The following is a 21,345-nucleotide window of genomic DNA, read 5'->3' as shown; positions in this document are numbered from 1 at the left end:
TCCTGCCTGTCTTTTTTACTGAATATACATTGTACTAGCTGCGGTAATCCGCATTGATATCGATATATCCGTGGGTAAGATCACATCCCCATGCGGTTGCTGTTTCCTCTCCCTGTCCGAGATCTGCAATAGCAGTCACCTCCGGCATGGATAAAATCTCTGTGGCCTTTTCTTCACTGTAATCCAGCGCGACTCCGTTTTCGATGATCTTTAACTCTCCGGCGCTGCTTTTGAAATACAGATCTACTTTCTCCGGATCAAATTCGGCACCGGAATAGCCCATAGCACACAAGATCCGTCCCCAGTTTGCATCATGACCGGCAATCGCCGCTTTGGTCAGATTGGAGCAGACCACGGATTTTGCCAGTGTTTTCGCCTGTTCTTTCGTATCTGCACCTCTTACCGTCACTTCGAACAATGCTGTGGCGCCTTCTCCGTCTCCTGCCATTTTTTTTGCTAGTGTCTCATTGACCTCATGCAGAGCTTCTGCAAATATTTCAAATTCTTTTGTCCCTTCTTTGATTTTTGGATTTTCTGCCATTCCGTTCGCCAGAAGAAGTACTGTGTCATTCGTTGACGTATCTCCGTCTACAGAGATCATATTATACGTTTCTTCCACATCTGCGCAAAGTGCTGCTTTGAGCGCTTTTCTGGAGATTACCGCATCTGTTGTAAGAAAAGCCAGCATGGTGCACATATTCGGATGAATCATACCTGATCCTTTGGCCATCCCTCCAATGGTAACGGTCTTCCCTCCAATCTCCACGGTCACTGCCACTTCTTTTTCCATAGTATCTGTGGTCATGATTGCTTTTGCCGCCGCATTTGCTGCCACTGCCCCCGACTGTTTTTCTTTTGCCAGAATCTGAATACCCTTTTTTAATTTTTCAATCGGCATCTGCATCCCAATCACCCCTGTCGAGCCAACCAGAACACCGTCTGCCGGAATTTCAAGAGCCTCTGCTGCAGCTTTCGCAGTCTCCAGACAACAGTGCATCCCCTCTTCTCCTGTACAGGCATTTGCGATTCCGGAGTTGATGATCACTGCCTGAGACTTGATCTTAGATTCCACAATCCGGCGGTCCCACTTCACCGGAGCCGCCTTTACTACATTGGTCGTAAAAGTTCCTGCCACTTTGCACGGTTTTACGCTGTATACAAGTGCCATATCTGTTCTGTTTTCATATTTGATCCCTGCGGCCGCTGCCGCTGCTTCAAATCCTTTTGCTGCTGTGACTCCGCCTGTTATTTTTTTCATCGTGCATGCCTCCTCATTTACTGCGCATTAAATGCTGTAATATTTTCTGTATTCAACACAAAATCATAATAGTTCAAATCCTGCCGCTCATTCCATCCGATGGTATTCCAGAATGCATTTCCGATATCGTTCTGCGTAAATGCGATCAGAGATACATTGCTGATTCCTTCTTCTTTTAAAGCCTCCATGGACTGTACGACCATTGCTTTCCCGATTCCACGTCTGCGGTACGCTTCATCCACACAGACGTGATACAGACAGCCTCGTCTTCCGTCATGCCCGCACAAGATCGCACCTACGATTTTTCCGTCTTCTGTCGCCACGACACTGGTTGTCGGATTTCGTTTTAAAAATTTTTCCACACCGTCCCTGGAATCATCGATACTTCGCAATCCAAAACCATGTATCTTCTTCCAGAGCGCATATACCTGTTCATAATCTTCAATTGTCATTGTCCGAATCATCTTCTCACCTCTGCCTATGGAATCTTTACGGAAACATCGGAATCAGTTCCAGACCTTCCTGTTCCTTGTATCCAAACAGAAGGTTCATATTCTGTACCGCCTGCCCTGCTGCTCCTTTTACCAGGTTGTCGATGGCTCCCATCAGAATTATGCGGTTGGTACGCGGATCGATCTGAAAGCCAATGTCTGCATAGTTACTTCCTTCCACCCATTTTGTCTCCGGGCAGACTCCGTCATCCAGAATCCGGATAAACGGCTCTTTTCCATAATAAGTTTCATAAATCTCCCGGATTTCCGCCTTGGTGACTTCCTTTTTCAACGATGCATATTCCGTCACCAGAATTCCCCGGTTCATCGGAACCAGATGCGGTGTGAAGCTCAATTTCACGGTCTCATTCGCCGCATACCCGAGCTGTTCTTCAATCTCCGGGGTATGTCTGTGACTTCCAACTGCATATGCTTTGATATTTTCATTCACTTCGCAGTACAGATTTGCCACTTTTGCACCCCGCCCGGCTCCTGACGTTCCGGATTTTGCATCAATAATCAGTGTGTTCATATCGATCAGACCTTCTTTTGCCAGGGGGTAGGCTGTGAGAATGGAGCAGGTTGTGTAACATCCCGGATTGGCTACCAATCTTGCATTTTTGATCTTTTCCCGGTTGATCTCACAAAGTCCGTACACCGCCTCTTCGATAAACTGAGGACTTTTATGCTCTATTTTGTACCACTCTTCATAGACAGACACGTCTTTGATCCGAAAATCTGCACTCAGATCGATCACTTTTGTCTTTGACAGAATCTCTTCATTGATCAGAGATGCACACAGCCCCTGCGGGGTTGCCGTAAAAATCACATCCACCTGATCTGCCAGCGCGTCCATGTTATCATCCATACACTTCGCATCCACGATTTGAAAAAGATTGCGGTATACATCTGCATAATTTTGATCGATATAGCTTCTGGAACCGTACCATTTGATCTCTGCCTCTTTATGTCCTGTCAGAATACGGACCAGTTCTCCTCCTGCATATCCTGTCGAACCAATAATTCCTGCTTTTATCATTCTGAAAGCTCCTTTCTCACTTTATTCATATTTTTTTCATTTAGTATGCATTTTTTTGTATTTTATTCATATTTCTGTATAAATAAAAACCACGTTTGCATAAGTATACATCCTTTTTGTATATTATGCAAGCATGGTTTTTTATTTTTTTATTTTCGGATCTGTCCGTTTCCGAAAATAATATATTTTGTTGTCGTCAGCGCTTCCAGTCCCATCGGTCCTCTTGCATGCAACTTCTGCGTACTGATCCCGATTTCCGCGCCAAACCCAAATTCAAATCCATCTGTAAATCTGGTGGACGCATTGACATACACTGCTGCTGCATCGATCTCATCCTGAAAACGCAGCGCACTGTCATAATCTTTTGTAATGATCGCCTCGGAATGTCCGGTATTATACCGGTTGATATGGCGGATTGCCTCATCCAGAGAGGCCACTGTCTTCACGGAAATAATGGCATCCAGATATTCCATTCCCCAATCTTCTTCTGATGCAGGCAGAATTTCTGTGCAGACTGCTCTCGCCTTCTCATCTCCGCGAATCTCCACCTGATGATTGTTCAGGCGCTTTACAATACCCGGCAATGCCTGCTCTAAAACATTTTCGTGGATCACAAGAGATTCGCATGCATTACACACACCAAGACGCTGTGTCTTCGCATTTTCAATGATTTCCGCAGCCATCGTTACATCCACACTCTCATCCACATAAATATGACAGTTTCCGGTTCCTGTCTCAATTACCGGCACTGTACTGTTCTGCACCACAGTAGAGATCAACCCGGCACCGCCTCTTGGAATCAGAACATCAATATACTCATGCAGGCGCATCATCTCCGTGGCAACTGCTCTGCTCGTATCCTCTACAAGTAGGATCAGATCCTGGGATAATCTGGCTTTGCGAAGTCCGGCCTTGATCACCTGTACGATTGCTTTGTTGGAATTGATCGCATCACTGCCTCCCCGCAGGATCACTGCGTTTCCGGTCTTAAAACACAGCCCGAACGCATCTGCTGTGACATTTGGTCTGGATTCGTAAATAATACCAACAACACCGAGCGGCACTCTCTTTTTCCCGATACGCAGTCCATTCGGCCGGTTTTTCATGGAAAGGACTTCCCCGATCGGATCTGAAAGCCCTGCAATCTGTCTCAAACCTTCCGCCATTGCCTCAATCCGTGCTTGGGTCAGTCTCAATCTGTCCTGAAGTGCTTCGGACATCCCCTGTTCTCTTGCAGCCTCCATGTCCTTCTCGTTTTCTGACAGCAACTCTTCTTTTCGCAGACATAATTCTTCTGCCACAAATTCAAGCCCTCTGTTCTTTTCAACGGTCGTCAGCTTTGCCGCTGCCCTTGATGCTTCTTTTGCTCTGCATCCCAATGTCTCCATATACGTTTCCATACAGTCTCCTTTCCTGATACCATCTAAACCTTCTTTTCCCGTTTTGCCTGTCTGCGGAACTCTGCCCGTTCAGGCGCCACCTCTTCTGCCATCTCTTTCTGATGCTGCTCTGACAAAAACAACGTTCCTACTTTTTTACCATTCATCACATCATTGATCGAATAAATATTATCCCCGTTTGCAATGATCATATCTGCCCCTGCTGCAGTGGCAATTTTTGCAGCCTTGATCTTAGTTGCCATACCCCCTGTCCCGCAATCACTGGATGCTCCTTTTGCCATGTTTTCCAGACCCCGCCCGATCTTGCCGACCGTATGGATAAATCTTGCATTCGGATTTTTTCGCGGGTCATCTGTGTACAGCCCATCGATATCTGACATCAGGATCAGAAGATCCGCATCCACAAGCCGGGACACATATGCCGCCAGTGTATCGTTGTCTCCGAAGTTCCCATAAGAAAGCTCGTCCACCGAAATGGCGTCATTCTCATTGACGATCGGGACAACCTGCATCTTAAACAACTCATCAAATGTCTGTTTTGCATTTTTGCGGCATTTGGCATTTGTCACAGATTCTTTTGTGAGCAGAACCTGTGCCGTGAGCTGTCCGTATTCGTTAAACAGCTTTTCATAGATCATCATCAGCTTCCCCTGACCGACTGCCGCACATGCCTGTTTTTCAGACTCCGTCTGAGGACGCCTGTCCATTCCCAGGGCATTTTTCCCAACTCCGACTGCACCGGATGAGACAACGATCACTTCTTTTCCTTTATTCCTGAGATTGATCAAAATACGAACAAACTTCTCCAGCTTCTCCAGATTGATATTTCCTGTTTCTTCATAAGTGATCGTGGAAGTTCCCACTTTGATCACAATCCTCTGCTTATTCAGCAGTATGTCTTTTCTGTCCATCTTTTTGTACCCTCTTTTTTCATTCCTGTATCTTCTATAAAATGTCGATCTGACACATCTTCATTGCCTCCAGCGCCTGCATGTGACTCTCCACCGTCACTCCTGCACAGCAGGACGCATCCACCTGTACGGGAACCTCTGGCAGAAACGCCTTACAGAGCATGGCATTGGAGATCACGCAGATATCTGTACAAAGCCCGATCAGCGTAATGCTCTCGATCGAAGTCTCTTCCTGGATCTGCTCCAGCTTTTTCACAAGCTCCCTGCTTCCGAACGTCACTTTATCAACAGGCGCCTCTGTCAGAAGATCTGAGATCTCCTGTCTGATCTGCCAGCCTTCTGTTCCACGGATACAATGTCTGACCGGAAGTTTTTTTCCTTCTGCCGTCTCCAGATAGTTCTCTTCGTGGGTATCTCTTGTCGCAAACACAGTTCCATCAAATGTCTGTATCTTTTTCACTACTTCAGGAACAATCCTTTGCGCCTCTTCTGTGCCCAGAGAACCATCAATAAAATCATTCTGCATATCTACTACAACTAATATATTCATACACATTCTCTCCTAATCCACAGTTTACAATACCCTTATTATAACTGATATTGGATCGCTTTCCAACAACATATTTGCATCCGCTCTGTATTCCCCTTTTTATTTTATGCATACTTTTTGAATTTTATTGTATATTTTTCACTTTTTTCCATTTTTCTATTGCATATTTATGAATTTAGGTGTATATTACTGATTAGCTTCTAAAGCGTAACGGTTTTGTCATACACGATTGGCAACAACATATCAGACAATAGAGATTTTTTAAGGAGGATATCATTATGAGTAAAGAAAAAGTTGTATTGGCGTATTCCGGAGGACTTGACACGACTGCCATCATACCATGGCTGAAAGATAATTTTGATTACGAAGTCATCTGCTGCTGTATCGACTGTGGTCAGGGCGAAGAACTGGACGGATTAGAGGAACGCGCAAAATTATCCGGCGCTTCCAAACTCTACATTGAAAACATCATCGACGAATTCTGCGACGACTACATTGTTCCATGTGTGAAGGCAGGAGCAGTCTATGAGAACAAATATCTGCTTGGAACTTCCATGGCTCGTCCGCCGATCGCGAAAAAACTGGTAGAGATTGCCCGCAAAGAAGGCGCTACTGCAATCTGCCACGGTGCAACAGGAAAAGGAAATGACCAGATCCGTTTTGAACTCGGAATCAAAGCGCTTGCACCGGACTTAAAGATCATTGCTCCATGGCGTATGACAGATGTATGGACCATGCAGTCCCGTGAAGATGAGATCGAATACTGCAAAGCTCACGGTATTGATCTTCCATTTGATGCAAAACACAGCTACAGCCGTGACCGTAATCTGTGGCATATCAGCCATGAAGGGCTGGAGCTGGAAGATCCTGCATGTGAGCCAAACTACGATGACCTTCTTGTCCTTGGTGTTTCTCCTGAAAAAGCACCAGACGAAGGAGAATATGTCACCATGACATTTGAAGCAGGTGTTCCGAAAAGCTTGAACGGAAAAGAAATGAAAGTATCTGAGATCATCACAGAACTCAACAAACTTGGCGGAAAACACGGAATCGGAATCGTTGACATTGTAGAAAACCGTGTTGTTGGAATGAAATCCCGCGGTGTTTATGAAACTCCTGGCGGAACGATCCTGATGGAAGCACATGACCAGCTGGAAGAACTTGTACTCGACCGTGCAACCTATGAAGTAAAAAAAGACATGGGAAATAAAATGGCACAGATCGTATACGAAGGAAAATGGTTTACACCGCTTCGCGAAGCAGTCCAGGCATTTGTGGATGTCACACAGCAGTATGTGACCGGAGAAGTAAAATTCAAGCTTTACAAAGGAAACATCATCAAAGCGGGAACAACTTCCCCATACTCATTATACAGTGAATCCCTTGCAAGTTTCACAACCGGAGAGCTCTATGATCACCACGATGCAGAAGGATTTATCAACCTGTTCGGACTTCCTCTGAAAGTGCGTGCAATGAAAATGCAGGAATTAGAAAAATAGGATAAAATAAAAAGATGGCGAAAGCTCATACACGAACTTTCGCCATCTTTTATTTGAAAACAGCTGTTTATTCTGTCTCTCTGTCATTTGTCAGTTTTAATTGATCCAGTACAAAGAACAGAAGTCCCATCAGCATTCCTGTCACACAGGCAAGTACCATTCCGGAAAGCTGAATCCCGCCAAATTCTACGGAAATTCCGGACAATCCTGTCACAAAGATCACGGATGTCATTGCCATATTTCTGGAACGGCCGTAATCCACCTGCTCTTCTACCAGAATACGGATACCGGAAGTTCCGATCATTCCGTAAAGCAGGAACGAAATTCCACCGATAACCGGTCCAGGAATGGAATTAATCAGCATTGTCAGTTTTCCAATAAAGGAACAAATAATAGAAAGAACAGCTGCTCCTCCGATCACATATACACTGTATACCTTTGTCATTGCCATCACTCCGATATTTTCCCCGTAAGTCGTTGTCGGTACAGAACCGATAAATCCGGAGATCATAGTGGAAAAGTTATCTGCAAAAAGAGAACGGTGAAGTCCAGGTTCCTTCAGCAAGTCTCTGCCGATGATCTTACTCGTCACGATCTGATGTCCGATATGCTCGGAAGCGATCACAAGAAGAACCGGCAGCACAATGACGATTGCCTCCCACTTGAATTTCGGTGCAGAAAAATTCGGAATTGCCAGCCAGGACGCCGTACTCACACTTGAGAAATCGACAATTCCACAGATAACAGCGGCCACATATCCGGCAATGATCGCGATCAGAATCGGAATTACCGCAAAAAACTTACGGAATACCACTGATCCAAGCACTGCAACTCCTAAAGTCACAAGAAATACGATCACATTCTTCGGATCGATCACCTCGTCTTTTAATCCTGCATTGGATGCCGCAGTTCCTGCCAGTTCCAGACCGATCAGTGCAACAACCGGTCCCATGGCTGCCGGCGGCAGTACTACATGGATCCAGTCAGACCCGAACTTATAGATGATCAGCGCCAGAATGCAGCCCAGAAATCCGACTGCAACGAATCCACCCAGCGCATACTCGTATCCCCATTTGCTGATCACAACTCCTGCCGGAGCAAGAAATGCAAAACTGGAACCTAAATATGCCGGAGCTTTTCCCTTTGTGATCAAGATAAATAGCAGTGTTCCGATTCCGTTCATAAACAGTACAACTGCCGGGTTGATCCCGAACACAAACGGAACAAGCACGGATGCCCCGAACATGGCAAACATGTGCTGAATACTCAGTGGAAGCAGCATCTTAAAGGGCACTTTTTCTTCCACCTGAATGATTTTCTGATTTTCCATTGAAAAATCCTCCCTATCCTTTTCCTTTGTAGTTTCAATCTTTCCTATTGTACCAGATTCTCCTGCCGATAACCAGACTTTGTTTTGAGAAATATTTAAAGCACTTCCTCAAGCACTCTTTTGACATTCTGATACGAAAGCTTATCCAGCTGACGTTCCGTCATTCCTGCCTTTTTCAAAGCATCCCATACACACTCGATCTCTTCAATCCCGCGAAGCCAGTTCTGCCCTGCCTCAAATCCATCGAAATCTGTTCCCAGTGCCACAGAATCCTCTCCGGCTTTTTGCAGGATATGCATCCCATGCTTTGCAATATCCAAAACCTCCGCTGACCGATCGCTTTGTAAAAACTGCGGATAAAAATTAAGTCCCACAACACCTCCGCATTCCCCGAGTGCACAAAGCATCTCATCCGAAAGATTTCGCGGGTGCGCACAAAGTGCGCGGGCATTAGAATGAGACGCTATAATCGGTTTTTTGCTCAGCCGGATACAATCCCAAAAGCCACCGTCTGACAAGTGAGAAACATCCACCAGCATTCCTCTTTCGTTCATTTCTTCTACCATCTGTTTTCCAAAAGATTTCAATCCCTTTTGCATCTCCTGTGCATTTCTGCTGTTCGGATATCCGATGCAATTTTCATAATTCCATGTCAGTGTGATTAGGCGGACACCTCTCTGATACAGTTCTTCAAGGCGGTTTCTGTTTCCATTTAAAACGCCGCCTTCTTCCACGGTCAGCAGTGCCAGATTGAGTTCCTCCCGTTCTGCATATTCTAACTCTTTTGCTGTTTTTATAAGCTTTAATTTCTTATTTTCTTTTGTCTCACGCTCCATACGGGCAATCATCTCGATCACCTTCTGGTATGCTTCTTCCCACTTTCCATCTGGTACACATACAAAACATGCAAAAAATTCCGCCAGCATTTTGGTCTGTTCCATTCTCTTTCGATCCACACAAAGACTGTTCTCCTCCAGCGTTTCTGCCGACAGCAGCTCACTCAATGTATCACAGTGCATATCGATCCATTTTCTCATTTTCTTCTCCTTTTTTGTTTCGGATTTACGTATAAGCGCTTCTTTTTTTACATATGCTAAAACCATCACTATTATATGACAGGAGACGCAAAAATGAAATCTGAATCTGCAAAACCTTTGATCGGCATTGTTGTCTGCGGATTGTCGGACAACCGCCAGTTTGTATCCAATCCTTATATTCAGTCTGTCCGGTATTCCGGCGGTATCCCCATCCTGCTTCCGCTGATCCGCTCAGATACCATGCTTGAACAATATCTACGGCTGTGCGATGGTTTTCTCTTCTGCGGCGGAAATGACATCACGCCTTTGTTATTTGGTCAGGAACCCAGAGAAGGCATCGGAAACACCAATATCACACTGGATCTGTTTCAGATCCGCCTGATGAAGCTGATTCTGTCTTCTGCAAAACCTGTATTTTCCATCTGTCGCGGAATGCAGATTTTCAATACTGCCTGTCAGGGAACCATGTTTCAGGATATCCGCTACCAGCCTGGAGAATCTCTTGATCATATGCAGCGATCTGACTCCCGCAGTGATGTCAGCCATCCTGTCCGGATTGAAAGGTCTTCCAGACTCTTTTCCTGTCTTGGCCGATCTGTTTACGTCAACAGCTTCCACCATCAGGCGATCGACAGGCCGGGAGTTGATCTGAAAGTCAGCGCTCTTGCCCCGGATCAGACGATAGAAGCCATCGAGCATTCTTCTCATCCTTTTGCCATTGGAGTTCAGTGGCATCCGGAATGTATGTTTCGAAGCAGCGAAAAGATGCGGCGACTTTTCCGTGGCTTTATTACAGCCGCCCAAAACTAAAAACGGAACCCACATCGGTTCCGTTTTTATACTTTTATTGAAATGTTGCCTGATTTGCATAATTGAGTGCAATATAACTTTTTCCGCGGTTCACTTTGATTTCATTTCCTGTTTCATCGTAAAAGGCAAGTTTTGATCTCTCATTGTTCGGTTCTTTTGCCCACTGTACCTTTTGTATCATCCCATTTGAAATGTAATATCCTACACTGTCAGAACCGCCATCCCAATCCAGATTTTTATGTCCTACTTCATCACGCACAGAAATTTCCGTTTCCAGAACAAACAGATTGATAAATGTAAGCGGCTGATTTGTATTTCCATCTATGTGCGGTGTTCCGTTCATGCTTTTTTGATATGTTCCTGTTGCTTCATCATACTCAAATGATGAGACACAAGCTCCAAAATTGATTTCCACTTTTTTACAGCTTTCCCCTTTTGGACTTACCGGCTCCTTGAAGCTGCCGAACTGAAATGCCGTGCGTCTCATATCCTCCGCAAGATCCATCCTGCGCCCTTCAGCCTGCGCCACCTCACCAAATCTTGTTCCGTCAAAGTATCCTGTATGTTCCAGAGAATAGCCGGCTGCCAGTCTGTTTTCATCGCGGCCAAAAAGACCTCCTGCATTATAAATCCCATCATACTGGTCCAGCTGAAGCGCCTCCAGATAATCCGCGATACCATCATCAATGCCCCAGTTTACATAAAAAGCATCATACCCCTGAGACAATGCCGGAAAATAATAGCGGCAGCTTCGAATCGGACAGATTTGTGGAACTTTCGTATAGTCTGCATAGAGAGCCATCAATCTTGTAATATCGCCTTCCACCGGAATCTCATATAGAATGTCCGCCTGTGCAATTCCATATTGCGGACGTGCCGCTTCATGATTGTTCACCATAACTGCAACCGGACGTTTTCCAATTGCTGTCTCGGACAGGTCTGCAAGACCGGTCAGCAGATTTTGATTCGCCGGAATCGTTTCCTCTTTGCTCTCTGCCTCTTTTTCATCCTTTTGCCTGGTTTTCTGTTCCGTTTGAGGCTCTTTTAGTTTCTCTTCCTGCTTTTTACAGCCAGTCATATTCAAAAGCATCGTGCATGCCATCAAAACCACAGCCGCTTTTTTCCACTGTTTCCACATTTTATCCCTTCTTTCTTCCTGTTAAAAAGCTCCCGGTTCCACTGTTTTTCCCATATTCTCATGTACCCCGTCACGGTATGCCCGCAAGATTACTTTGATATTGGAATACTTTCTGCGGACCAGCGCCCGTAGGATCAGTTCTGCTGCCATGTAAATCGGACACAGGTGTTTTGCTCTCCAGCTTTCTCCGTATAAATGAATAAAATGAATGGAATTTCTGTAGCTGTAGTAATCTTTCCAGGTCATGCACTGCTTCTTATCCCTCACCGGGATGATTGCTTTGTGAAGCATTGCAGACGGGATATAGCGTATTTTGGTATAGTTCAAAGCTCTTCTTGCATAATCGGAATCATCATATAAAATGATATAATTTTTGTCTGGAACTCCTGTTTTTTCCACAATCTCCCTTGTAAACAAAGGTCCTTCAAATGGCATATCTACCACTTCTACATAGTCCTGTGTCAAATTTCCGCCCCGGATCACATTTTTTCTCTTTTCTGCATATCGGAATGCACTTTTTAAATTGATTCCAACTACCACTTCATCCTCATATCGGCCGTCACTTCTTGATGGGATACAGACCCCTGCATCTTTTCCAATGTATTTCAGCAAATTGGTCAGACAGTCCGGTTCCGGATATACATCGTCGTCCATCACCCACAGATAATCCCAGGAAAGCGACATCGAAAGTTCAAACAATTTTGCAAATCCACCTGCCCCTCCTGCATTTTCCGTATTTCGGAAATAATATGTTTTCATGGATTTCCATGTGTTTTCATGAAGAACTCCTATGTCATCTTTTTCTGTAAATCCAATTTCCATCAATGTCTGATTGGTTCCATCTGTACTTTTATTATCCAGCAACAGAATTCCTGATATCTTTTTCTCTGACTGCTGCAATGCTTCCAGCAAATTCAAAAGATATTCTTTTCTGTTATATGTAACAATTGCAACATAAACTTTCTGTTCTTTCATTTTGATTCTCCATCTGCCTTTTTTACGATCTTTCGTTTCAAATGCAACAACTTCCGGTAATTTTCTACCCCGATTGTCTTTTTCAATACATTCTGTACTTTTCTTTTCAGGGATGGCTGCAGCCAGGATCCTGCATAATGATGTACTGCTATTGTCTTATCTGTAATTACCTTTTCATGCACATCCAGATCCACAGCGCAAAAATATTCGGTAGGATAAACGGCAATGCCGTCAATTTCCTGGTATTCACCATTTGTCAGAAATCCTCGTCTGCCCATCACTTCGCTTGTATATGCATTGACAGTCTTATAACACGGTCTGCCGTCTACAAGAAACGAGGATTTCTGATATTCTTCCAAAATCTCCGAAATCAGATTCAGTCCTTTGATCGATCCCATCACCAGACCCGGACTGATCAATTTTGTACTTTCAAATCCGGTAAACGCACGTTTCGCCAAGATTTCTTCCGGAATTGGCTTGAGCAATTCCACATCGGTATCAAAATAAATTCCACCAAACTGATACAATACATCAAATCTCACATAATCTGATACAAATGCCCACTTTTGATTTTCATAGGCTTCCTTTACAAAGTTTACTTGTGTCACATCATAATTGTCTTCGTTCCATTCCCGTATTTCATAGCCTGGAAGATATTTCTTCCAGGATTCTATACAGTTTAATACCAATTCTGATTTGGGATTTCTCCCAAACCAGCAATAATGAATAATATGCGGTATTTTTTCCATGTTTTGATGGTATAACGCTGTTTCGTTATACACTCCTCCCGTGTTTTATTGTGCACTGTTTAATTCTTCTGCCATCTTCAGGGCAAGTTCTACGACCAGATCGGAATTGTAATGCTGATGTTCTCCCCATCTTCCAAGACCATACACGCGGCGTGTTTTTGCCCACTCCAGCAACTCCTTCATGATCTCTGGCTTCCCGATGGTATTGAGCGGATACGCGTACTGGTTCATATATTGAAAGGTACTTTCTGTTGTTTCGTCCACTCTTGTACTGTTACATTCCGTCCAATATCCTTTGCTTCCATTACAGAAATTATGACGCACCAGAATTCTATGATAAGACAGTTCCGGATCCGGATAGTAGACCCACTGTGCTTCTGTGTCCAGATTGTCCGGGAAATACGCCGTCTGAACAGAGCTGTATTTCAGATGTCCGATTTTTTCCTTCAACTCCTGCGGCATTCCTGTGATCTTTGCAAATTCCATCCAGGGAATCGTAGAAATGATCACATCTGCAGAATACGTTTCCCCCTCTTTTGTTGTCACTGTATTGGTATCAAAATCAATCGCGTGAACCGATGCATCGTACTTAATCTGTCCTTTGATTTCTTCTGCCATTCTCAGCCATAATTCCCCATATCCATATTTTTTTGGATAAAAGAACTGAGCATGTCCCGGCTGCTCTCCATATGCTTTTTTCGTCAGACAACTCAAAAGAGTCTCTTCAAAGCTGACATTTGGCAATTTTTCCAGCCAGTATGTCCCCAGCTGGTTCAGATCCTCTCCGAACATTTTCTGGTTATACGGAATCATATAGTTCTCTGCGATCTTATCTCCCAGTTTCCAGTAGATCCAGGACACAAACTCCTGTGGCATTTCCTCTTTCAGGTTACAACCTGCCACTGCAATGGATTTTAAATACTCTACTTGATTTTCCAGTTTCATCTGCCAGATATTTGCTTCGATCGGATGGCTGATCACATCTCCGTTGACTGCAATCCTGCTGTCTCTGTCAAATTTTTCCCACTCCTCCTCCGGCATAAATTGAAACAGGAATTCGTTCACTTTTGGACGTCTCACATCCAGAAAATGTCCGCCTCCAATATCAAACGGAGAACCATCTACCTGGGTGGAACGACAAAGTCCTCCGGCCTCTTTTTCTTTTTCCAATACGAAAAATGAAGTTTCTCCCATCTGTTTCAGTCTGTTTGCGAGCGTCAAACCGGAAGGTCCTGCTCCAAGAATCAAATATTTCATCTTCATTAGTTCACACCTCTCCATAATTCCTGATATCGCTTTGCAAGTTGTTTACAATTCAGCCTTATATCAAAATTCCTGTCTCTCAACTGCTGCTTAATCTTCTCCTGATTTTTTATTCTGTCATTTTCCGCGGCTTCTTTCAAAACCGCATCTGCCCAGACTTGATCCGATGCTTCCAGTTTTAAAAATTGAACTTCATCAATAATCTTTGTCATGGAAGCGATTCTGTCGCTCAAAATACACGGAAGTCCGGCTGCCTGTGCCTCAACCAGGCCCAAAGGCAATCCTTCAAACAAAGACGGAAAGACAAACACATCCATTGCCTGAAGCCATTGTTCTACCACATCACTTAATCCCACAAATAATACATCCAGCTTGTCCTCTCGGGCCTTCTCCTCGGTTTCCTGCTTCAGCGGTCCGTCCCCTACAAACACCAGTTTTATCTTCTGATGCCTTTTTTGAAGCTCTTTTGCAATTTCCAGAATCTTTTTATGATTCTTTTCCTCACAAAACCTTCCAACATGACCAATAACCAGTTTGTCCTCTAAGTCATATTCGTTTCTTAGCCTTTCTCTGACAACCGGATCATACTGAAATTTTTCCAGATCGATCCCATTTGAAATCAGAGAAAACGGCATCCCTTTGTACAGCCATTTTCCTGCCGCATCACTGCACGCATATCTGCAATTACACCACTTCAAAAAGAAGGGGCGCAGTATTTTGTCACTTGTTGTATGTGTACATGCTGTACTATGTGCATGTGCAGCTCTTACTTTGATCCCTGCTAATTTTGCCGCCAGCATTTCTACTGCCATCGTTCCACTGCATCCATGTACATGGATAATCTGATACCCTCCTTCTTTCAGGATTTTTCGCAGCTTCATCACATATTTCAGCGGATTTCGATTCCGGTAGGGCAATTGATAGTTTCTCCGGCCTTTTTGTTCCAAAAATGTTTTCAATTCCGGAACAGCTTCATTGATCGTCACCAGGTCCATCTGGATTTCGGGATCTTCCTGATATAAAAAATAATTTTTGATCACATTTGTGATTCCATCATATCCACACTTTGTCGTTTCGACCACCAGTACTTTTATCATATCTGCCAAATTCCTTTCCCAGGCACGACTTTTTAAAGACGACCTGCTTTTTTCTCCTGTCTGCGGAACTTTCTGTAATAAGAGAAAATCCGCAGATCTTCCACATATCGTTTTACAAGACGCTTTGGATTTGTCATACAGCGATGCAGCCATTCCAACCCATAATCACACATCCATTTCGGCGCACGTTTTACACTTCCTCCGATAAAATCCAATGCCGCTCCCATAGAATAGGACACAGGAATCTGATATTTTTGCATATTTTCATAAATGAAAATATCCTGCTTCGGGGAACCCATTCCCACAAAAAGCTGATCTGCCTGAGATTCTTTTAACATTGAGATGATTTTTTCCATCTCCTTTGGATCTTTTTCAAACCCCATCGGTGGGGAATAGGTACCTGCACACTGAAATCCCGGATATCTTTGTTCCAGATTTTTGGCTGCATTTGCGGCTACTCCCGGACCTGCTCCCAGCAAAAATATCCGGTATCCTTTTTTCGCAGCCCGTTCACACAATAATTCCATTAAATCCGGACCTGAAATTTTTTCAACGATTGGACGTTTTAACCATTTTGCCATCCAAATGATCGGTTTTCCATCTGTAAATACGATTTCCGCATCCTCAAATATTTTTTTAGAAACGGGATTTTCGATCACCCGCAGCGCCTGATCCACATTCACTCCGACGATCTGGCAGATTTTTCTCTGTGCAATACACTGATCTACATGATCCAAAATCTCCTCCGCCGTCAGGTTGTTCAGCTGTATTCCTAAAAAATCAACTACTTTTTTCTGATCCATGTTTTCTCCTTTGATTGTCTATCTTTCATTTTTTTCTGCCTTTAACACACTTTGCTCGGATGTTTTTCGGCTTTCTTCTTTTGACAGCCGCATCACTTCTCCGGATTCAAGAGACAGTGCCGGTGCACTCAATGACTGAATCTGCCATCCATCCTCCTGTCTGCAAAGGGTATAGCCTGTCAGATAATTTTTCCCGTTGTATGAATATAATCCGGCATATTGTTTGACTGTCTCTGTATTTTCCTCAGTTTCTATTGGAATCACTTTGATCAAATCCAGATATACCATATATTCCGGGTTCAACTTTCCGCGCAGCTTATTCAGCTGTTCTTCGCTTTTCCCGTACAATCTTGCATCTTCCGTACCTAAAAATCCATACAGCATTGTTTTTAACTCTTTTGCATATTCTCCCTGTTTTTTCAACAGTTCCGGGGATGTATCCTGACTGGATTCTGTTGTTGCAAACGCCAGCGCTCTTGTCAGATCCCCCTTTTCAATTGCATAAATAAACTGCTCCACTGCCCGCTGCGGTGTTTTTTCTGAAATTGGCATCGCCTGAAAATAATTGGCACCTGTCAGCTGATTTGGAAGCACATACGTTTTTTTTGCCTCGCGCATCTCTTCCATCTGCACACAGGCAGGTATATCCGTTTCATAGAGAAGCCCTTCTTTTAGTGAATGGATTTTCCAGTTTTTCTCATATTGTACTGCCGTAAACCCCAGTCTGTAACTCTGTTCCCCACATTTCACATAAATTTCCAGTTCACTGACTTCCTGAGCCGCCAGACACTCTGCCAGCTGTTCTTCTCGTTCTTTCTCCTTTTTCTCTGCAATCTCCAGCACTTCCAACGTCTCTATCTCCGGAATTTCTGTCGACAATTCTTCAAACTGCTCAATATATGCTTTGGTCATTTCTGCCGATGTAAGCGGAAAATAATACGAATAATCTGATGTTGGAGCCGGCAGATCTATAAGCTGCATCCCCGGGAGTTCCTCTGCTGTCTTTACAAAATTGATCTGCAGAGCTGTCTCATCAATTGCACATCCTCTAAGTGCCATATCAAGGTCGTTCTTTTTCAAGGCACTCAACATATATAACACTGCCTCTTCTTCCTCTGAAAAAGAAGTGATCTCACTTTCTTTCTGAAGACTTTCTGTAACATTTAATACTTCTGACTCTTCCTTTTTCGCCTGCCAGCGCATTCCCAGAATCAGCAGGATCAAACAGAATATGACGATGCCATTGAAAACAAAAGGCCATTTTTTTTCCATTTTTTTCATATATTCTTCTCTGCTCCACTTATTTTTTTCTGTTTTCTTTTCTTTCCTGTTTCTGCAAACAAAATCCAAAGAAATGGATTATATGAAATATCCAGCAAATGCTGTTCCATAATACTCTGAAATGCAATGATCGCAAGAATCCACAAAAGCACCCAGTCTTTTTCTTTTCTTGCTCTCAATCCGATGATCCCCCACAAAATGAGAATCATCACGAACATGATCAGACCATACTGCAGCAAAATGGAAATATAGGAACTGTCCAGGAAAAAGTAATTCAATGGTGTCTCTGTACTTCCTCCATTGCCCTGCATGGGAATATACTGTCCGAATATGGAAAATCCATAGACCTCCATCCCTTTTTTGGAAAAAGAAAGCCGCTGACTCAAGATTGAGTCCAGTTTCAAAAATATACTGCTTCCTTTTGTATAAAGCATCGATAAAATCAGGATTCCCGCAGCACAGATGGTTCCTGCCGATGCAAGCAGACCAGAAAACCATGATGCCATCTCATACTCTTTTTTCCTTTTTTTTGCATCGTCTCTTCTGATTTTGGTATAGAAAAGGACACCTGCCAACAGCCAGATACACAACGCATTTGTTCTTGCTCCGCAAAAAATGTAGATCAGTCCGCCGATCAGAACCGTAATTGCCAATTCCACATATTGTATTTTTTTTCTTCTCAAATAAAAATAGCAGAGTAATAAAAAGAGTACGTGTGCCCCGAAATCTGTCGGATAACCGATTCCAAATGCCATTCTGGTCATTCTTCCCGGCTGTGCATAGGACAGATTTTCAATGATTCCCAGCAAAGAGGCTCCGATGGTTACAAACAATGCGGTTGCGATCGTCACGGTATACACACGAATCAACTTTTCTGACGCGATTTCTTTGGCTCCCAAAATCAAAAGCAATGTATCCAGCAGAATTTCTTGTCCATTTCTGTTTTTTACTGCCAAAAATACTGCGATCAAACCAATTTCAAAGACAAGCTCTTTCCAATTGGATTTTTTTTCGCTCACACTTGCCTTTACTACGATCAAGGCAATCATGACCGTTCGAAGATCACTGACAAAAAAATCTGGCCATGACACCCAAAAAGTTGTTGTCCACATAAAGAAATACAGGCAAAACACCGCAAACACTGTCAGATATAAATTTTCCAGTACTTTCTTTTTATTTTCCAGTAACTTCTCTTTCATATTTTCCCTCACTCTATCTGTATCTCTCTCTTTTCATCGTCTATTTTTTTCGGACAATCGCATGAATCCCCGAGTTTAGAATTTCAGATACAAAAGGTTCTTTCAGGAGCAGAAGAACCACTGCATATCCTCCGAAAAATACGATTGCCGATACAAGAAGTGTTACAAACACTCCGGAATCGATCCATATCTTAACAGGAATCGTCATTACGGATGCCACTGCCAGTGCAATTACGATTTTCCAGCATTGTACTTGCCGGATATAACTCCACAACACATCTCTCAAGAACCAACATTGAAGCAGAAGAACCATCCCTTCTGCCAAAAGTGTTGACAAAGCGGCTCCATTTGCTGAAAATTTAGGAATCACGATCAGATTCAGCACAAAATCCAGAATCGCACCACCCCAGATGGAATACATGACTTCCCGTTCTCGTCCATTTGGAGTCAGAATCTGAATTCCAGTGACGTTGGAAAGTCCGATCAAAAGCACCGTGGGCATTAAAATCATCATCGGACCGACTGCAGGCAGAAACGCCTCACCTGAGAGCAGCAAAATGGATTCTCTGGCAAAAATACTAAAATATACGGTCACTGCACTTGCAGCAACAAATACAAACCGAAATGCCTTTCCCACCATCAGCTGAAACGCTTTTTTGTCCGCTGTCTCAATATAATAGGATAATCTTGGCAGCAGCACGGTTCCAAGCGATGTCACACATGTCACCAGGACTGTCTTTACCTTAATTCCTGCATTATAATATCCTACCGCTTCATTGCTCTGCAAAAAACGCAACATCACAACATCCAGATTCAGGTAAATACTTGCACCGGCTGACATGGCAAAAAATACCATGATGTGCTTCAAATGTTGTTTGAACTGATAGGTACCAGTCTTCTGAAATGTCACAAACTTTCTAAGACAGATAAAGTTCAGCACATAAGATCCAAAGGATGCGATGACATATACGCCTCCGTAAATCTGATAGTCTGAGCTCTCTTTCACCAGTAAAAACATCAGGATCATCCCGATCACTTTAAATAAGATTGAACAGGTTGTAATGTAAGAATACTGTTCCAGTGCATTATACAGCCACTGCACTCCTATGGTGTTCAGTCCGATCCCAAGTCCAACGATCAGAAGCAGTGTTCGCTCCTGTGCAAACTCCGGTATAACAAACAGGGAAATTCCAAACACAATGTACGTCAGAAGTGTTGTTCCTCCACTGATGATCAACAGTTCCTGAACGGTCTTGGAGAGTTTTTCTTTGTTGTCTCTTACAATCGCACATGCCCGAACCCCATATGTCGGGATTCCCAAGGAGGCAAACATTGTAAAATATGTGACCACAGATGTCGCAAATGCTACTTTTCCACTTCCTTCTACCAGAAGCACTCTGGAAATATAAGGAAATGTGATCAGCGGAAAGATGATTCCCGCCACTGTCAGAATCGCATTCATGATAAAATTGTATTTGACAGAATGTATCTTCATTTATTCCTCCATATTGTTTCTCTTTCTTGCCAGTTTCCGGATGAGCCGATACCCCCTGAATCCGGTTCTTCTCAAAAGGCGAAGTGTCCCACTTTCTCTTCCGGACAGCTCATAGATCGTTTTGCTCGTTTTCCTCAATTGTCTGTCAAACTCCAGAAACTGTTTCTGTGTCTCCGTATTTTCCTCCGGAAAGCTCAAAAAAATGGTAACCTGATCTCCGATCATCTGTGCGATCCGTCTGGCAATATACGCCGTTTTTTCTGAATTTCCTGCATTTTCCCGGTATTCCTCAAAAAATTGGCTCAGATGAAAAATCACACGGATATGATCTTGTATATGTCTTTGATATCCCCGGATGCTCACGCTTTGTGTTTCCTGTGCCAGACGATACATATAAACAGGCTCCGGATAATATACAACGGTTTCCACATATGGTACCGGAAACAGCACATACTCCACATCCACATAAAAACAATGTTCATCCAAACGGATCTGATGTGTTTTTAAAAGATCCGTTCTGATGATCAGCGCATGCATAGGTATCTGCACCTTCTCTGCCGCATTTTCAAATCGGATTTCTCTGCAGACATCCAATGCAGGAAACTGTTTTCTCACCTGCTCTTTTGTCTTATCATTCACTTCACAATAATCTGTCACCACATAGTCGGCCCCGCATGTTTTCAGTCTGCGCACCACTTCGATCAATGCCTCTGTATTGACCCAGTCATCTCCATCCACGACTTTGAAAAATGTTCCTCTGCTCTGTTCGATCCCGCAATTGATTGTTGAACCGTGTCCTCCGTTTGTTTTGGAAATCACCCGATAGGTCTGCGGATAACGTTTCTCATATTCTTTTCCAATCTTTGCTGTGCCGTCTGTTGAACCATCATCTACGATCAACACTTCCACATCTTCCAGAATCTCTTCATTTCTCAAGGATTCCAACGTCTGACGCAAATACTTTTCCACATTGAACGATGGAATCACAACTGTTAACACTTTTTCCATTCTTATCTCCTG

The 21,345-nt window shown here is 43.6% G+C and carries 20 protein-coding genes; 2 read left to right on the top strand and 18 right to left on the bottom strand.

Features of this window, described 5'->3' with window-relative positions; genetic code table 11:
• Positions 1–34 precede the first annotated feature (34 nt).
• The 6 genes from argJ to FXV78_RS12550 form a co-directional block, all read right to left on the bottom strand.
• On the bottom strand, positions 35–1,258 hold the full coding sequence (gene argJ, locus FXV78_RS12575; RefSeq protein ID WP_024852608.1) for a bifunctional glutamate N-acetyltransferase/amino-acid acetyltransferase ArgJ: 1,224 nt from the start codon (positions 1,256–1,258) through the stop codon (positions 35–37).
• A 17-nt stretch (positions 1,259–1,275) separates the two neighbouring features.
• Positions 1,276–1,722 carry a GNAT family N-acetyltransferase gene (locus tag FXV78_RS12570; RefSeq protein ID WP_004843315.1) on the bottom strand — a complete coding sequence of 149 codons (447 nt, stop codon included), beginning with the start codon at positions 1,720–1,722 and terminating at the stop codon, positions 1,276–1,278.
• A 25-nt stretch (positions 1,723–1,747) separates the two neighbouring features.
• The gene (gene argC / locus FXV78_RS12565; RefSeq protein ID WP_004843316.1) at positions 1,748–2,788 is read right to left on the bottom strand and encodes an N-acetyl-gamma-glutamyl-phosphate reductase; all 1,041 of its coding nucleotides are present in this window, start codon (positions 2,786–2,788) and stop codon (positions 1,748–1,750) included.
• A 149-nt stretch (positions 2,789–2,937) separates the two neighbouring features.
• The gene (locus FXV78_RS12560) at positions 2,938–4,188 is read right to left on the bottom strand and encodes a glutamate-5-semialdehyde dehydrogenase (RefSeq protein WP_004843317.1); all 1,251 of its coding nucleotides are present in this window, start codon (positions 4,186–4,188) and stop codon (positions 2,938–2,940) included.
• Between the two features lie 23 nt (positions 4,189–4,211).
• Entirely contained in the window at positions 4,212–5,099 is an 888-nt protein-coding gene (proB, locus tag FXV78_RS12555) for a glutamate 5-kinase (protein ID WP_004843318.1), read from the bottom strand.
• Between the two features lie 34 nt (positions 5,100–5,133).
• Positions 5,134–5,649 (bottom strand): cysteine hydrolase family protein, encoded by a 516-nt coding sequence (locus FXV78_RS12550; RefSeq protein WP_004843319.1) that lies wholly within the window; start codon positions 5,647–5,649, stop codon positions 5,134–5,136.
• Positions 5,650–5,927: 278 nt separating this feature from the next.
• On the opposite strand from FXV78_RS12550, the gene FXV78_RS12545 reads away from it, so the two are divergent.
• On the top strand, positions 5,928–7,148 hold the full coding sequence (locus FXV78_RS12545; protein ID WP_055168329.1) for an argininosuccinate synthase: 1,221 nt from the start codon (positions 5,928–5,930) through the stop codon (positions 7,146–7,148).
• Between the two features lie 67 nt (positions 7,149–7,215).
• On the opposite strand, the gene uraA is transcribed toward FXV78_RS12545, so the two are convergent.
• Both uraA and FXV78_RS12535 read right to left on the bottom strand, forming a co-directional pair.
• Entirely contained in the window at positions 7,216–8,478 is a 1,263-nt protein-coding gene (uraA, locus tag FXV78_RS12540) for a uracil permease (RefSeq protein ID WP_004843323.1), read from the bottom strand.
• Positions 8,479–8,573: 95 nt separating this feature from the next.
• On the bottom strand, positions 8,574–9,515 hold the full coding sequence (locus FXV78_RS12535) for a dipeptidase (protein WP_009243929.1): 942 nt from the start codon (positions 9,513–9,515) through the stop codon (positions 8,574–8,576).
• Between the two features lie 93 nt (positions 9,516–9,608).
• On the opposite strand from FXV78_RS12535, the gene FXV78_RS12530 reads away from it, so the two are divergent.
• The gene (locus tag FXV78_RS12530; RefSeq protein WP_004843325.1) at positions 9,609–10,325 is read left to right on the top strand and encodes a gamma-glutamyl-gamma-aminobutyrate hydrolase family protein; all 717 of its coding nucleotides are present in this window, start codon (positions 9,609–9,611) and stop codon (positions 10,323–10,325) included.
• Positions 10,326–10,359: 34 nt separating this feature from the next.
• Here the strand turns inward: FXV78_RS12530 and FXV78_RS12525 are convergent, their stop codons facing one another.
• From FXV78_RS12525 to FXV78_RS12480, 10 genes are read right to left on the bottom strand one after another with little or no spacing between them, the layout of a single operon-like run.
• A complete protein-coding gene (locus FXV78_RS12525) occupies positions 10,360–11,463 on the bottom strand; it encodes a DUF3048 domain-containing protein (protein ID WP_004843326.1) in 1,104 nt (367 codons plus the stop codon).
• 21 nt (positions 11,464–11,484) lie between these two features.
• On the bottom strand, positions 11,485–12,438 hold the full coding sequence (locus FXV78_RS12520; RefSeq protein ID WP_004843327.1) for a glycosyltransferase: 954 nt from the start codon (positions 12,436–12,438) through the stop codon (positions 11,485–11,487).
• Positions 12,435–13,220: a glycosyltransferase family 32 protein gene (locus FXV78_RS12515; RefSeq protein ID WP_233447376.1), complete on the bottom strand. Its 786-nt coding sequence runs from the start codon at positions 13,218–13,220 to the stop codon at positions 12,435–12,437. Before FXV78_RS12515 ends, FXV78_RS12520 begins: the two co-directional genes overlap by 4 nt.
• Positions 13,221–13,232: 12 nt before the next feature.
• Positions 13,233–14,450, bottom strand: a complete 1,218-nt coding sequence (locus FXV78_RS12510) for a protoporphyrinogen/coproporphyrinogen oxidase (protein ID WP_004843329.1) — start codon at positions 14,448–14,450, stop codon at positions 13,233–13,235.
• The gene (locus FXV78_RS12505; RefSeq protein WP_004843330.1) at positions 14,450–15,547 is read right to left on the bottom strand and encodes a glycosyltransferase family 1 protein; all 1,098 of its coding nucleotides are present in this window, start codon (positions 15,545–15,547) and stop codon (positions 14,450–14,452) included. Before FXV78_RS12505 ends, FXV78_RS12510 begins: the two co-directional genes overlap by 1 nt.
• Before the next feature lie 32 nt (positions 15,548–15,579).
• Positions 15,580–16,350 carry a WecB/TagA/CpsF family glycosyltransferase gene (locus FXV78_RS12500; protein ID WP_004843331.1) on the bottom strand — a complete coding sequence of 257 codons (771 nt, stop codon included), beginning with the start codon at positions 16,348–16,350 and terminating at the stop codon, positions 15,580–15,582.
• Positions 16,351–16,368: 18 nt separating this feature from the next.
• Positions 16,369–17,631 (bottom strand): hypothetical protein, encoded by a 1,263-nt coding sequence (locus tag FXV78_RS12495; protein ID WP_004843332.1) that lies wholly within the window; start codon positions 17,629–17,631, stop codon positions 16,369–16,371.
• Positions 17,628–18,830 (bottom strand): hypothetical protein, encoded by a 1,203-nt coding sequence (locus FXV78_RS12490; protein WP_004843333.1) that lies wholly within the window; start codon positions 18,828–18,830, stop codon positions 17,628–17,630. The genes FXV78_RS12495 and FXV78_RS12490 overlap by 4 nt, the downstream gene beginning before the upstream one ends.
• Before the next feature lie 40 nt (positions 18,831–18,870).
• The gene (locus FXV78_RS12485) at positions 18,871–20,325 is read right to left on the bottom strand and encodes a flippase (protein ID WP_004843334.1); all 1,455 of its coding nucleotides are present in this window, start codon (positions 20,323–20,325) and stop codon (positions 18,871–18,873) included.
• Positions 20,326–21,333 carry a glycosyltransferase family 2 protein gene (locus FXV78_RS12480; RefSeq protein ID WP_004843335.1) on the bottom strand — a complete coding sequence of 336 codons (1,008 nt, stop codon included), beginning with the start codon at positions 21,331–21,333 and terminating at the stop codon, positions 20,326–20,328.
• Positions 21,334–21,345 lie beyond the last annotated feature (12 nt).

It is taken from the genome of Mediterraneibacter gnavus ATCC 29149, assembly GCF_008121495.1.
Lineage (GTDB): Bacteria > Bacillota > Clostridia > Lachnospirales > Lachnospiraceae > Mediterraneibacter > Mediterraneibacter gnavus.
This window is presented reverse-complemented; position numbering and strand designations above follow the sequence as displayed.